At 45.5% G+C, this 14,525-nt stretch carries 6 protein-coding genes, 11 tRNA genes and 3 rRNA genes; all 20 read right to left on the reverse strand.

Annotation, left to right across the window (positions count from 1 at the left end; all coding sequences use genetic code 11):
* Window positions 1-4,371, reverse strand: a complete 4,371-nt coding sequence (locus tag AXF18_RS02355; protein ID WP_065371423.1) for a PolC-type DNA polymerase III — start codon at window positions 4,369-4,371, stop codon at window positions 1-3.
* 175 nt (window positions 4,372-4,546) lie between these two features.
* Window positions 4,547-4,620 (reverse strand) — tRNA-Pro (locus AXF18_RS02360).
* A gap of 15 nt (window positions 4,621-4,635) precedes the next feature.
* A tRNA-Arg gene (locus AXF18_RS02365) sits at window positions 4,636-4,709 on the reverse strand.
* Window positions 4,710-4,720: 11 nt separating this feature from the next.
* A tRNA-Leu gene (locus tag AXF18_RS02370) sits at window positions 4,721-4,806 on the reverse strand.
* A 7-nt stretch (window positions 4,807-4,813) separates the two neighbouring features.
* Window positions 4,814-4,885, reverse strand: a tRNA-Gly gene (locus tag AXF18_RS02375).
* A 27-nt stretch (window positions 4,886-4,912) separates the two neighbouring features.
* Window positions 4,913-4,985 (reverse strand) — tRNA-Thr (locus AXF18_RS02380).
* Window positions 4,986-4,997: 12 nt separating this feature from the next.
* Window positions 4,998-5,079: transfer RNA gene (locus tag AXF18_RS02385), tRNA-Leu, on the reverse strand.
* 5 nt (window positions 5,080-5,084) lie between these two features.
* Window positions 5,085-5,157: transfer RNA gene (locus tag AXF18_RS02390), tRNA-Lys, on the reverse strand.
* A gap of 24 nt (window positions 5,158-5,181) precedes the next feature.
* Window positions 5,182-5,254, reverse strand: a tRNA-Asp gene (locus AXF18_RS02395).
* A gap of 2 nt (window positions 5,255-5,256) precedes the next feature.
* Window positions 5,257-5,329 (reverse strand) — tRNA-Val (locus AXF18_RS02400).
* Between the two features lie 105 nt (window positions 5,330-5,434).
* A 5S ribosomal RNA gene (gene rrf / locus AXF18_RS02405) occupies window positions 5,435-5,550 on the reverse strand.
* Window positions 5,551-5,626: 76 nt separating this feature from the next.
* A 23S ribosomal RNA gene (locus AXF18_RS02410) occupies window positions 5,627-8,529 on the reverse strand.
* Between the two features lie 122 nt (window positions 8,530-8,651).
* Window positions 8,652-8,724, reverse strand: a tRNA-Ala gene (locus AXF18_RS02415).
* A gap of 51 nt (window positions 8,725-8,775) precedes the next feature.
* Window positions 8,776-10,324 (reverse strand): 16S ribosomal RNA (locus AXF18_RS02420).
* Together the 16S, 23S and 5S rRNA genes with 11 tRNA genes alongside form the textbook arrangement of a ribosomal RNA operon.
* Before the next feature lie 231 nt (window positions 10,325-10,555).
* Window positions 10,556-10,627: transfer RNA gene (locus tag AXF18_RS02425), tRNA-Glu, on the reverse strand.
* Between the two features lie 63 nt (window positions 10,628-10,690).
* Window positions 10,691-11,164 carry a transcriptional regulator gene (locus AXF18_RS02430; RefSeq protein WP_065371424.1) on the reverse strand — a complete coding sequence of 158 codons (474 nt, stop codon included), beginning with the start codon at window positions 11,162-11,164 and terminating at the stop codon, window positions 10,691-10,693.
* Window positions 11,165-11,284: 120 nt separating this feature from the next.
* Window positions 11,285-11,821 carry a transcription termination/antitermination protein NusG gene (gene nusG / locus AXF18_RS02435; RefSeq protein WP_049478143.1) on the reverse strand — a complete coding sequence of 179 codons (537 nt, stop codon included), beginning with the start codon at window positions 11,819-11,821 and terminating at the stop codon, window positions 11,285-11,287.
* A 57-nt stretch (window positions 11,822-11,878) separates the two neighbouring features.
* Window positions 11,879-12,055 carry a preprotein translocase subunit SecE gene (gene secE / locus AXF18_RS02440; RefSeq protein WP_000505776.1) on the reverse strand — a complete coding sequence of 59 codons (177 nt, stop codon included), beginning with the start codon at window positions 12,053-12,055 and terminating at the stop codon, window positions 11,879-11,881.
* Window positions 12,056-12,064: 9 nt separating this feature from the next.
* A complete protein-coding gene (gene rpmG, locus AXF18_RS02445) occupies window positions 12,065-12,217 on the reverse strand; it encodes a 50S ribosomal protein L33 (RefSeq protein ID WP_001809375.1) in 153 nt (50 codons plus the stop codon).
* Between the two features lie 52 nt (window positions 12,218-12,269).
* A complete protein-coding gene (gene pbp2a, locus AXF18_RS02450; protein ID WP_065371425.1) occupies window positions 12,270-14,465 on the reverse strand; it encodes a penicillin-binding protein PBP2A in 2,196 nt (731 codons plus the stop codon).
* Window positions 14,466-14,525: the final 60 nt, after the last annotated feature.

Raw genomic sequence — 14,525 nt, forward strand, 5'->3', positions numbered from 1 at the left:
TTAAAATAACTCATCAAACAAACTCAACTGGTTATCCTCTGGCATATTACCAAGAATCCCCATTTCATCCATCTTTTCAACCAAGGTTGATGAAAGTCCACCACGCTTGCGCAGTTCTGTCTTAGAGAGGAACTCACCCTCTTCACGCGCACGCACCAACTGCTTAGCAACGTTCTCTCCCAGACCATCCATTGCTACAAATGGTGGGATGAGGGTATCTCCATCAATGATGAATTCAGTCGCATCACTACGGTATAGATCTAACTTGCCAAACTTAAAGCCACGTTCCCACATTTCATTGACAATCTCAAGAGTTGTATAGAGGTCAATTTCCACATTAGAGGCTTCATTATTCTTCCTTTTTTCAGCGATTTCTTCCATTCTACGCTTAATGGCATCCAAGCCCGCACCCATGGTCTTGATATCAAAGGCCTTGGCGCGGATAGAGAAGTAAGCACAGTAATAATAAATCGGATGGTGAACCTTGAAGTAGGCTACACGCAAGGCCATCATAACGTAGGCTGCCGCATGGGCCTTAGGGAACATATACTTGATTTTCCCACAGGACTCGATATACCACTCTGGCACCTTATTGGCCTTCATGGCTTCGATATAGCCATTTCTCTCCTCTTCGGAGATCTTCAACCACAAGCCCTTACGTACCCGTTCCATGATGGTAAAGGCCATCTTAGGTTCAAGACCCGCATGCATGAGGTAAACCATGATGTCGTCCCGACAACCGATAACGGTTGATAGGTCCGCAATTCCTTGCTTGATCAAATCCTGAGCATTTCCCAACCACACATCGGTACCGTGGGATAGACCTGATAGCTGAAGCAACTCTGCAAAAGTCGTCGGATGCGTCTCGTCTACCATCCCACGTACAAAGTTGGTTCCAAACTCTGGAATCCCCAGCATACCCGTCGGCGTACCGATTTGCTCAGGCGTCACACCTAGCACATCAGTTCCAGAAAAGAGGGCCATGACACCTTCATCATCCATAGGAATTTCATTAGGGTCAATCCCAGACAAGTCCTGTAATTTCCGAATCATGGTCGGATCATCATGTCCCAGCACATCGAGTTTGAGGACATTCTCATCGATATCGTGGAAGTTAAAGTGAGTCGTCTGCCATTCAGCCGTCACGTCATCCGCTGGATACTGAACAGGCGTAAAGTCGTAAACATCCATGTAGTTAGGAATAACAACAATTCCCCCCGGGTGTTGTCCCGTTGTGCGCTTGACACCGGCAGCACCTTGGGCAAGACGTTCCACCTCTGCATCACGATAAAACTTCCCATAGTCTCTCTCATAGCCCTTTACAAATCCATAGGCAGTCTTAGCAGCTACCGTACCAACCGTTCCTGCACGGAAGGCATATTCCTCACCAAAAATATCACGCACATCCAAATGGGCGCTAGGCTGGTCTTCTCCCGAGAAGTTCAAGTCAATATCGGGAACCTTGTCCCCATCAAAACCAAGGAAGGTCTCGAAAGGAATATCCTGTCCATTTTTGCTGAGTTTGTGACCACACTTTGGACAATCCTTATTGGGCATATCAAACCCTGAACCGTAAGAACCATCCGTGATAAACTCACTATACTGACACTGACCACAGACATAGTGAGGAGAGAGAGGGTTAACCTCCGTAATCCCAATCATAGTCGCAACAAAACTGGAACCGACAGATCCACGAGAACCCACCAAGTAGCCCCGTTCGTTGGAACGTTGCACCAGCATCTGCGATGCCAGATAAATCACGGCAAATCCATTCCCCAGAATGGAAGTTAATTCTTTTTCAATCCGCAAATCAACGATATCTGGCAGCGGATTGCCATAAATCTCAAAAGCTTTCTTATAGGTCAGCTCGGCGACAGTTTCTTCCGCCTTGTCGATGAAAGGCGTGTACAAGTCACCCTTAACAACCTCAACAGGTTCAAAGATATCTGCCAAGGCATTGGTGTTTTCAATGACTAATTTGCGTGCTAAATCTTCTCCCAAGAAAGCAAATTCATCCAACATTTCATTGGTCGTTCTAAAATGAGCCTTCGGTAGCGGTGCTGGTTGGGCATGTTCACCGTGACCAATGGTCCGGTTAATCATAGCCCCCTGACCCAAACTACGGACAATAATTTCACGGTAAATCTCTTCTTCCGGTTCAATATAGTGGACATTTCCCGTAGCTAGAACAGGCTTGTCAAGACGGTCCCCAACCTCTATCAAACTCTTGATAATAGTCTGGAGTTCCTTGGCAATCAAGGGAGCATAGATAGCTGGTGGCATGACCTCGATAAAGTCATAATACTTGGCCACTTCAACCGCCGCGTCCACACCTTGGGAAACGACTGCGTCAAAAACTTCACCTTCCGAGCAAGCCGACCCCAAAATCAAGCCCTCCCGATGGGCGTCTAGAACCGTTCTCGGTATCCGTGGCACCCCTTCAAAATACTTGGTGTTAGACAAAGAAACCAGCTTAAAAATATTTTTTAAACCAACTTGATTCTTGACATAAATGGTCGCATGTTTAATCCGAGCTTTTTTATAAGAATCTGGACTGATTAGATCAATATTGAGTCTAGCCAGATCGGTCACACCATGTTTTTCTGCTACTTCTTTGATAAAGATGAAAAGCAGACGACCAGTAGCTTCCGCATCGTAATTAGCCATGTGGTGGTGTTCAAGTGCTACACCAAAACGCTTAGTCAAAGGTCCCAAACCATGGCGTTTATACTCAGGATAGAGATTTCTAGCAAACTCCAGCGTATCGATAACTGGCTGGCTAATCTTAGGCAAACCATGACGCTCATAGTTGGCATTCATAAAGCCAACGTCAAAGGTAGCATTGTGAGCAACTAAAACTGTATCCTTGCAAAACTCTTGGAATTCTTGTAAAACTTGTTCCAGTGGTTTGGCATTTTTAACATGATCATCTGTAATACCTGTTAACTCAGTAGTAAAGGCTGACAAGGGATGCCCGGGATTGATAAATTCATCAAATTCGGCAATAACATTTCCCTTATACATCTTAGAAGCCGCAACCTGAATCAGGTCATTATAGATAGCTGAAAGTCCCGTCGTTTCAACGTCAAAGACCACGTAGGTCGCTTCTGACAAGTCCATCTCCACTTCGTTATAAACGATTGGAACACGGTCCTCCACAATATTGGCTTCCATTCCATAGATCAGCTGGATTCCAGCTTTCTTGGCCGCCTTATAGCCGTGTGGGAAAGATTGAACATTTCCATGGTCCGTGATGGCAACCGCCTTGTGTCCCCACTTAGCAGCTGTCTCAACGATCTCCTCTACCTCTGGTAGAGCATCCATAGTCGACATATTTGTATGAGCATGAAACTCAACCCGACGCTCACCTTCTGGCATCAAATCCTTCCGCTCATAGTGAACAACTTCCTGCACATCCTGCACGTTCATGGTCAAATCACGTGTGAAGTTATTCATCTCCACATTCCCACGAACTCGGAGCCAAGAATTCTTCTTAATGATGTCAAACTTCTGAGCTTCTTCTTCATTCTTAACCCATTTTTGCATTGAAAAACTTGAAGTGTAGTCTGTCATTTTAAAGTTGATCAAAACGCGACCAGTTCTGGTCACCTTATGCTCCACATCAAAAACGACCCCTTCAAAGACCAGGCGATTTTCCTCAGTCGTCACGTCGATCATCTGGGTGACTTCAGCCTTATCTAGTTTAGGCTTGGCCGCAGCCTTTTTAGCGTGAAAATCAAAGGCTGGCTTCTCTTCTACTGGAGGAGGAGCCATTTGTTCCAGTTGCTCCATAGCCCGGAGCGCTTCCTCATTGGCAGCTTGAACAATCTGTTCATTCTCCGTATGGAAGGCTTTCTCCTGCTCTTGTGTAAGAGCATCATTCTTTTCTATTTGGCATACAAAAGCTGGAAAACCAAACTTTTCGAGTTGCTTTGCCAAATTAGGAAGATGATTCTTCTTAAAGTGCTCCTTATCAATCGCCTCTGAACCTTCAATAATGAGTTGATTTCCCTCCGCACGAACGTTTAAATTCTGGTAAAGAGATTTAAACCCCTGACTTGCACATGGACCTTCAGAAAAAGCCTCTCTATAGTAGGCCTGCAAGAGTTCATTAGAGAATTCTTGAGAAAGAGCCTTGATTTCGAAAACAGCTCGGTTTCCTGTCTTAGAAAATTCTTCACCAAGCCCTTTCTTTAACTCTAAAAAGATTTCAATCGGTAAAATATTAGAAAATACAAAATGAAATTCCCAAATCTTACTAATTTTATGAACCACAACACGCTCAATTCTGGCATCAACAAGAGCAGGATTCTGTCTCAATTGTTCAGAGATTCCTAGTTGATTCATTAAAATTTCAAACTTACTTGACATTCATTTTCCTCACATTATTCTCTTACTATTTTACCATAATTAAAGAAAATATATGACTAGTACCATTCCTTAAGCACTGCCAGTTTATACAAATTTGTTCCGTAAACAAAAAAGAAGACTCTCAGAATCTCCTTAGTAAATAAAAAAAGATACCCTTAAGTATCCTCGTAATCAATCGGGAAGACAGGATTCGAACCTGCGACACCTTGGTCCCAAACCAAGTACTCTACCAAGCTGAGCTACTTCCCGCGTTAAATAAAAAAATGCACCCTAGAGGAGTCGAACCTCTAACCGCCTGATTCGTAGTCAGGTACTCTATCCAGTTGAGCTAAGGGTGCTCATCATTATATGCCGAGGACCGGAATCGAACCGGTACGATCGTTACCAATCGCAGGATTTTAAGTCCTGTGCGTCTGCCAGTTCCGCCACCCCGGCCTCTCTAAGCGAACGACGGGATTCGAACCCGCGACCCCCACCTTGGCAAGGTGGTGTTCTACCACTGAACTACGTTCGCATCGACCTCTTATTCTATATAAAAAAATGCCGGCTACATGACTTGAACACGCGACCCTCTGATTACAAATCAGATGCTCTACCAACTGAGCTAAGCCGGCTGATTTCTATTATGCGGGTTAAGGGACTTGAACCCCCACGCCGTTAAGCGCCAGATCCTAAATCTGGTGCGTCTGCCAATTCCGCCAAACCCGCAAATATGACCCGTACTGGGCTCGAACCAGTGACCCATTGATTAAAAGTCAATTGCTCTACCAACTGAGCTAACGAGTCTAAAATAACTTCCGTTATCTTAAACGGTCCCGACGGGAATCGAACCCGCGATCTTCGCCGTGACAGGGCGACGTGATAACCGCTACACTACGGGACCTATGGGAGTTAACGGGATCGAACCGCTGACCCTCTGCTTGTAAGGCAGATGCTCTCCCAGCTGAGCTAAACTCCCAAAGGGCGGAGTCTAGCTCAGCCAACGGTAAGAAACTTCGTTTCTCTCATCCGCCGATTGTAATTTCGATTTCCTCTCAATTACAACTAAGCTAAACTCCCTCGAGCTAAGCGACTTCCATATCTCACAGGGGGCAACCCCCAACTACTTCCGGCGTTCTAGGGCTTAACTACTGTGTTCGGCATGGGTACAGGTGTATCTCCTAGGCTATCGTCACTTAACTCTGAGTAATACCTACTCAAAATTGAATATCTATCAAATACCAAAAAAACCTCACACTTCGTATTCTCAGTTACTTTGGATAAGTCCTCGAGCTATTAGTATTAGTCCGCTACATGTGTCGCCACACTTCCACTTCTAACCTATCTACCTGATCATCTCTCAGGGCTCTTACTGATATAAAATCATGGGAAATCTCATCTTGAGGTGGGTTTCACACTTAGATGCTTTCAGCGTTTATCCCTTCCCTACATAGCTACCCAGCGATGCCTTTGGCAAGACAACTGGTACACCAGCGGTAAGTCCACTCTGGTCCTCTCGTACTAGGAGCAGATCCTCTCAAATTTCCTACGCCCGCGACGGATAGGGACCGAACTGTCTCACGACGTTCTGAACCCAGCTCGCGTGCCGCTTTAATGGGCGAACAGCCCAACCCTTGGGACCGACTACAGCCCCAGGATGCGACGAGCCGACATCGAGGTGCCAAACCTCCCCGTCGATGTGAACTCTTGGGGGAGATAAGCCTGTTATCCCCAGGGTAGCTTTTATCCGTTGAGCGATGGCCCTTCCATACGGAACCACCGGATCACTAAGCCCGACTTTCGTCCCTGCTCGAGTTGTAGCTCTCGCAGTCAAGCTCCCTTATACCTTTACACTCTGCGAATGATTTCCAACCATTCTGAGGGAACCTTTGGGCGCCTCCGTTACCTTTTAGGAGGCGACCGCCCCAGTCAAACTGCCCGTCAGACACTGTCTCCGATAGGGATAACCTATCCGGGTTAGAGTGGCCATAACACAAGGGTAGTATCCCAACAACGTCTCCTTCGAAACTGGCGTCCCGATCTCATAGACTCCTACCTATCCTGTACATGTGGTACAGACACTCAATATCAAACTGCAGTAAAGCTCCATGGGGTCTTTCCGTCCTGTCGCGGGTAACCTGCATCTTCACAGGTACTAAAATTTCACCGAGTCTCTCGTTGAGACAGTGCCCAAATCATTACGCCTTTCGTGCGGGTCGGAACTTACCCGACAAGGAATTTCGCTACCTTAGGACCGTTATAGTTACGGCCGCCGTTTACTGGGGCTTCAATTCATACCTTCGGATTACTCCTAAGCACTCCTCTTAACCTTCCAGCACCGGGCAGGCGTCACCCCCTATACATCATCTTACGATTTAGCAGAGAGCTGTGTTTTTGATAAACAGTTGCTTGGGCCTATTCACTGCGGCTGACTTAAAGTCAGCACCCCTTCTCCCGAAGTTACGGGGTCATTTTGCCGAGTTCCTTAACGAGAGTTCTCTCGCTCACCTGAGGCTACTCGCCTCGACTACCTGTGTCGGTTTGCGGTACGGGTAGAGTATGTTTAAACGCTAGAAGCTTTTCTTGGCAGTGTGACGTCACTAACTTCGCTACTAAACTTCGCTCCCCATCACAGCTCAATGTTATAGATATAAGCATTTGACTCATATCACACCTCACTGCTTAGACAGACACTTCCATTCGTCTGCTTTAGTTAGCCTACTGCGTCCCTCCATCACTACATACTCTAGTACAGGAATATCAACCTGTTGTCCATCGGATACACCTTTCGGTCTCTCCTTAGGTCCCGACTAACCCAGGGCGGACGAGCCTTCCCCTGGAAACCTTAGTCTTACGGTGGACAGGATTCTCACCTGTCTTTCGCTACTCATACCGGCATTCTCACTTCTATGCGTTCCAGCACTCCTCACGGTATACCTTCTTCACACATAGAACGCTCTCCTACCATACCTATAAAGGTATCCACAGCTTCGGTAAATTGTTTTAGCCCCGGTACATTTTCGGCGCAGGGTCACTCGACTAGTGAGCTATTACGCACTCTTTGAATGAATAGCTGCTTCTAAGCTAACATCCTAGTTGTCTGTGCAACCCCACATCCTTTTCCACTTAACAATTATTTTGGGACCTTAGCTGGTGGTCTGGGCTGTTTCCCTTTCGACTACGGATCTTAGCACTCGCAGTCTGACTGCCGACCATAATTCATTGGCATTCGGAGTTTATCTGAGATTGGTAATCCGGGATGGACCCCTCACCCAAACAGTGCTCTACCTCCAAGAATCTTTATGTCGACGCTAGCCCTAAAGCTATTTCGGAGAGAACCAGCTATCTCCAAGTTCGTTTGGAATTTCTCCGCTACCCACAAGTCATCCAAGCACTTTTCAACGTGCCCTGGTTCGGTCCTCCAGTGCGTCTTACCGCACCTTCAACCTGCTCATGGGTAGGTCACATGGTTTCGGGTCTACGACATGATACTAAGGCGCCCTATTCAGACTCGGTTTCCCTGCGGCTCCGTCTCTTCAACTTAACCTCGCATCATATCGTAACTCGCCGGTTCATTCTACAAAAGGCACGCTCTCACCCATTAACGGGCTCGAACTTGTTGTAGGCACACGGTTTCAGGTTCTATTTCACTCCCCTCCCGGGGTGCTTTTCACCTTTCCCTCACGGTACTGGTTCACTATCGGTCACTAGGGAGTATTTAGGGTTGGGAGATGGTCCTCCCAGATTCCGACGGGATTTCACGTGTCCCGCCGTACTCAGGATACTGCTAGGTACAAAGACTATTTTAAATACGAGGCTATTACTCTCTTTGGCTGATCTTCCCAAATCATTCTTCTATAATCTTTGAGTCCACATTGCAGTCCTACAACCCCGAAGAGTAAACTCTTCGGTTTGCCCTCCTGCCGTTTCGCTCGCCGCTACTAAGGCAATCGCTTTTGCTTTCTCTTCCTGCAGCTACTTAGATGTTTCAGTTCACTGCGTCTTCCTCCTCACATCCTTAACAGATGCGGGTAACAGGTAATACCTGTTGGGTTCCCCCATTCGGAAATCCCTGGATCATCGCTTACTTACAGCTACCCAAGGCATATCGTCGTTTGTCACGTCCTTCTTCGGCTCCTAGTGCCAAGGCATCCACCGTGCGCCCTTATTAACTTAACCTTATTTTTTGACCTTTCAGTCATAAACTCTTTTAATACTACAGCGTTTCGGTTTATTTTCTTGTTACTATTTGATATAGATATTCAATTTTCAATGTGCATTACTTGGTGATCTCTCACCAATGGAGCCTAGCGGGATCGAACCGCTGACCTCCTGCGTGCAAAGCAGGCGCTCTCCCAGCTGAGCTAAGGCCCCACAAGACCTCTCAAGACTAAACAAGACCAATGTGCAGTTCCTTATCCTTAGAAAGAAGGTGATCCAGCCGCACCTTCCGATACGGCTACCTTGTTACGACTTCACCCCAATCATCTATCCCACCTTAGGCGGCTGGCTCCTAAAAGGTTACCTCACCGACTTCGGGTGTTACAAACTCTCGTGGTGTGACGGGCGGTGTGTACAAGGCCCGGGAACGTATTCACCGCGGCGTGCTGATCCGCGATTACTAGCGATTCCGACTTCATGTAGGCGAGTTGCAGCCTACAATCCGAACTGAGACTGGCTTTAAGAGATTAGCTTGCCGTCACCGGCTTGCGACTCGTTGTACCAGCCATTGTAGCACGTGTGTAGCCCAGGTCATAAGGGGCATGATGATTTGACGTCATCCCCACCTTCCTCCGGTTTATTACCGGCAGTCTCGCTAGAGTGCCCAACTGAATGATGGCAACTAACAATAGGGGTTGCGCTCGTTGCGGGACTTAACCCAACATCTCACGACACGAGCTGACGACAACCATGCACCACCTGTCACCTCTGTCCCGAAGGAAAGCTCTATCTCTAGAGCGGTCAGAGGGATGTCAAGACCTGGTAAGGTTCTTCGCGTTGCTTCGAATTAAACCACATGCTCCACCGCTTGTGCGGGCCCCCGTCAATTCCTTTGAGTTTCAACCTTGCGGTCGTACTCCCCAGGCGGAGTGCTTAATGCGTTAGCTGCGGCACTAAACCCCGGAAAGGGTCTAACACCTAGCACTCATCGTTTACGGCGTGGACTACCAGGGTATCTAATCCTGTTTGCTCCCCACGCTTTCGAGCCTCAGCGTCAGTTACAAGCCAGAGAGCCGCTTTCGCCACCGGTGTTCCTCCATATATCTACGCATTTCACCGCTACACATGGAATTCCACTCTCCCCTCTTGCACTCAAGTTAAACAGTTTCCAAAGCGTACTATGGTTAAGCCACAGCCTTTAACTTCAGACTTATCTAACCGCCTGCGCTCGCTTTACGCCCAATAAATCCGGACAACGCTCGGGACCTACGTATTACCGCGGCTGCTGGCACGTAGTTAGCCGTCCCTTTCTGGTAAGATACCGTCACAGTGTGAACTTTCCACTCTCACACTCGTTCTTCTCTTACAACAGAGCTTTACGATCCGAAAACCTTCTTCACTCACGCGGCGTTGCTCGGTCAGACTTCCGTCCATTGCCGAAGATTCCCTACTGCTGCCTCCCGTAGGAGTCTGGGCCGTGTCTCAGTCCCAGTGTGGCCGATCACCCTCTCAGGTCGGCTATGTATCGTTGCCTTGGTGAGCCGTTACCTCACCAACTAGCTAATACAACGCAGGTCCATCTGGTAGTGATGCAATTGCACCTTTTAAGCAAATGTCATGCAACATCTACTATTATGCGGTATTAGCTATCGTTTCCAATAGTTATCCCCCGCTACCAGGCAGGTTACCTACGCGTTACTCACCCGTTCGCAACTCATCCAAGAAGAGCAAGCTCCTCTCTTCAGCGTTCTACTTGCATGTATTAGGCACGCCGCCAGCGTTCGTCCTGAGCCAGGATCAAACTCTCATTAAAAGTTTGAGTTCTTACTCATTTCTGTCACTGACAGATTTATTGTTTTTTTCATTGTTCAGTACTATAACCTCAGTTATAGTGCCCTGCACATTGGTTCGTCTTGTTCAGTTTTCAAAGGTCTTTGTCACTCATTCTCTCTCAAGCGACAACTATATTAGTATATCACAGCCATCTGTCTCTGTCAACAGATTTTTTAAACTTTTTTCAAGTTTTTTTAGCCGCAATACACCATAGTCCGTACGGGATTCGAACCCGTGTTACCGCCGTGAAAAGGCGGTGTCTTAACCCCTTGACCAACGGACCTGAGCTTTTCAACTCTTTCTATTATACCTACTTTTTTACCTTTGTCAAGGACTTTTTTCCTCTTTACCGAAATTCTGAAAAGATTAGGGAAAGTTCTCTCAGAAGAGCTTTACGTCCTCTAAAGACTTCTCCTCCCATTAGACGATCTATTAATTCTTGTTTTTCCATACTCTGCTTTGATTTGTAATTCTTTAGAAGTTCGTGAAAGAGATAATAATCGTCCAGCCTGAGTCCTTTTTCTCCTATACGATGGCTAATCTCACTCACCTCTTCATAGGGTTCTTTGTCAAAACGGCGCTTGTGGCTTTCCTGTTTACGGATGTAATCTAGGATACGATTTCTAAACTTTGTTTTAAAGCAGACATAAAGTCGATGGCGCTCGCCCTCTAGTAACTCTGGGTTGCGACTCAACAGCTCATACAGACATAACATGCCTTCCTGATCCCAGTCCTCTTTCTCCCACAGATGCAAATGATAATCTTTGCGACACTTATGGACGATTCCCTTACTTTCTTCATATAAATCTTTTAGATTCATAGACCTCTCCTTTCTGCATTTAGTTTAGCAAAATACACAAGCCCATGGGTCTACTTCCTCTATTCTATACTTCTTTCTCCCTCAACGGAACATAAAAAGAGAGGCAAAGCCTCTCTAGGGTTATAATTCTGCAATTTGGGTGAGATTCACTTCTGCAATCGTATCATTACCAAACATAGAGATAATCATCTTCACTTTGTTGTTATCAATTTCAGTAATTTTACCTGTGTAATCTGCAAAAGCGCCATCAATGATGCGAACTGTCTGGCCAACTTCAACGTCAATATCGAACTCTTGAACAGTTTGTCCCATTGAAACCAGAATATCACGGATTTCTTGTTCCAATAGTGGAGTTGGTTTTGATCTGTTACCGTGTGAGCCGACGAATCCTGTTACGTTAGGTGTGTTTCGAACGACGAACCATGCTTCATCTGTCATGACCATTTCTACAAGGACATAACCTGGAAAGCGATTCTCTTCAATTTCCTTTTTCTTTCCATTTTTCTCAACTTGCACGGTTTGTGTTGGAATCTCAACTCGTAGAATATTATCCAACATGTTATAAGTTTGTGCACGTTGCAATAGATTTTCTTTTACCTTATTTTCATAGCCAGAATAAGTTTGTAGAACAAACCATCCCTTGTCAAAACTATCCATGATATTTCCTTTCATACATATATAGAAGAAAGTTAGCAGAACTTCTCCACTTTTCTTCTAAAAAATGTTAATAAATCGAATCAAACCTGATACAATCAACTGGTCAAAAATGTAAATGATGACCACAAAGAAGGCTGTATATTCCATAATAGAGCGAAAATCTCTCCAGCTTTCTTTGCGAGTTGGCCAAGTTGTTTCTTTAAGAAGTTTAAAAATATCCTTAATAAAACCCATCGTTCTCTCCTATCTCGTTTCTCTATGTGTCGTATATTTTCCACAATGTTTACAAAATTTATTTACTTCTAGTCGTGTTGGCTTGGGGTTCCCACTAATTTTGATTGAGTAATTTCTTGAACCGCAAACTGCACAAGCTAGGCTTGCTTTTTTTAGTGCCATAACGCCTCCATCTTATCTATTATAACAAGAAACCTAGGCTTTGACAAGCCTCTTAACGAAATAGATTAAGGATTGAGTCCCATATTGTCTGAGCTTTTTCTTTTATTTTAGCTTCTGAAATCGCACGTCCTGCTTCATCTACAAGATTTTGTGCGCGACTACGAATATCTCCTATCGGGTCCTCAGACTGGTTTGTCTCATTTTCAACAACTTGCTTTTTCGTATTTTCTGGTTCAATCCCATTTTGTTTATAAGCATTCTCAACTGTAAAAGTACTACCTGGAGTATATGGCAAAATGGTATTAGCCATACTTCTAAAGACATGGGCTGCTCCATTTGAGGTCGAACCTGCTAGATAATGACTCTCATCTGTTGTTGGGAAGCCTAGCCAGTGGCTGATTACAACATCTGGAGTATAGCCGATCACCCACTGGTCACTGGTATATTCCGGGTTGAAAACAGCTTCAGTCGTACCTGTTTTACCAGCCATAACGTAATCCGCTGGTGACGAACTAATTCCCGTACCATTGGTAAATGTTCCTAGCATCATGCTGGTCATTTTATCAGCTACAGACTTATCAATCACTCGTTTTTGGGAGTTTTTATGACTCTTGATGACCTGACCACTGGCATTTTCAATACGAGTGATGAAATGCGCTTCAGGCATCAGACCTCCATTAGCAAAGGCTGCATAGGCTTGCGCCATCTGGAGAGGATTCGTCTCCACACCTCCACCAAGAGCAACTCCAAGAACTCTGTCAACTTTTTCCATATTCAGGCCAAATCTCTCCCCAGCGTCAAAAGCTTTGTCAATACCTAATTCATTTACAGTCGCAACAGCTGGCAGGTTGAGTGATTCCGCCAAGGCCTGATACATAGGTACTTCTGGAGATGTCTTAATACCCGCATAGTTGTCTACTTGATAACTGTTGTACTGCATCGTATGATTATCCAGTTGCTTGTTCAAGGCCCATCCTGCTTCTACTGCGGGTGTATAAACGACTAAAGGTTTAATGGTTGAGCCTGGGCTACGCTTAGACTGAGTGGCATAGTTGAAATTGCGGAAGCCTGGTTTGTCATCACCAGCTACACGACCAACAACTCCACGCACCCCACCAGTCTTGGGTTCTAGAGCGACACTACCTGATTCGGCATGCGTTCCATCTTCTGCTGTTGGAAATAGCGAAGTGTTTTCATAAATAACCTGCATGTTTGCTTGGTAGTTTTGGTCAAGCTCTGTGTAGATTCGATAGCCATTGTTAACAATCTCTTCTTCTGTGAGATTGTACTTGGAAACTGCTTCGTTGACAACTGCATCAAAATAGGACGGGTAACGATAATCCGAAACTTTGCCTTCATACTTATCTTGCAGTTGAGAAGACATATCTACTCCAGCCGCTTCGGTTTCTTGATTTTTATCAATATAGCCCGCTGCAACCATATTTTGCAAAACAGTATCCCTACGGTTGGTCGAAGTTTCAACAGAATTTAATGGATTGTACAATTCTGGTCCCTTGAGCATCCCTGCTAGAGTGGCCGCCTGATCAAGCGTTAGTTGTGAAGCCGATACACCAAAATATTTCTTACTTGCATCTTCAACGCCCCATACTCCATTTCCAAAGTAGGCGTTATTGAGGTACATAGTAAGGATTTGCTCCTTGCTGTATTTCTTTGTCAACTCTAAGGCAAGGAAAAACTCCTTGGCTTTCCGTTCAACGGTTTGGTCCTGAGACAGATAAGCATTTTTCGCCAACTGTTGAGTGATGGTGGACCCCCCTCCAGAACGACCCGCTGTAAGGATGGCTAGAAAGAAACGACCGTAGTTAATCCCATCATTTTTATAAAAAGAACGGTCCTCTGTCGCGACAACAGCATCTTGCAAGTCTTTGCTGATATCTGCCAGCTCAACATAGGTTCCCTTTTGACCTGATAGAGCCCCTGCCTCTTTTTCTTCGCGGTCAAAAATCAGAGTTCGCGTTTTCAAGGCATTTTGCAAATCATTAACATTGGTAGACTTGGCTATCGCAAATAGGTAGGTTCCTACTAGCAAACCAGAACTTAACCCTAAAATGATGACAATCTTGGTCAGATGATAACGACGCCAAAATTTCCGTATCGAACCTACATGGCCTAGTTTTTTTCTATCGCTCCGTGAACGACGCATGCTAGTCGAATCAGACTCCGCGGATTCATTCGTTTCTTTTTTAAAGAGAGAAAGAAACTTCTCAAATAATTTATCTAATTTCATGCGTTTATTTTATCATCTTCACCATAGGAACTCAAGAATTTAGCTGTTCCCTATCCAAAC

The organism is Streptococcus sp. oral taxon 064 (assembly GCF_001683375.1).
Taxonomy (GTDB): Bacteria; Bacillota; Bacilli; order Lactobacillales; family Streptococcaceae; genus Streptococcus; species Streptococcus oralis_S.

Coding starts and splice junctions, on each gene's coding strand:
- AXF18_RS02355 (WP_065371423.1), bottom strand. CDS start 4,371: ATGTCAAGTAAGTTTGAAATTTTAATGAATCAACTAGGAATCTCTGAA.
- AXF18_RS02430 (WP_065371424.1), bottom strand. CDS start 11,164: ATGAATCTAAAAGATTTATATGAAGAAAGTAAGGGAATCGTCCATAAG.
- nusG (WP_049478143.1), bottom strand. CDS start 11,821: ATGGATAGTTTTGACAAGGGATGGTTTGTTCTACAAACTTATTCTGGC.
- secE (WP_000505776.1), bottom strand. CDS start 12,055: ATGGGTTTTATTAAGGATATTTTTAAACTTCTTAAAGAAACAACTTGG.
- rpmG (WP_001809375.1), bottom strand. CDS start 12,217: ATGGCACTAAAAAAAGCAAGCCTAGCTTGTGCAGTTTGCGGTTCAAGA.
- pbp2a (WP_065371425.1), bottom strand. CDS start 14,465: ATGAAATTAGATAAATTATTTGAGAAGTTTCTTTCTCTCTTTAAAAAA.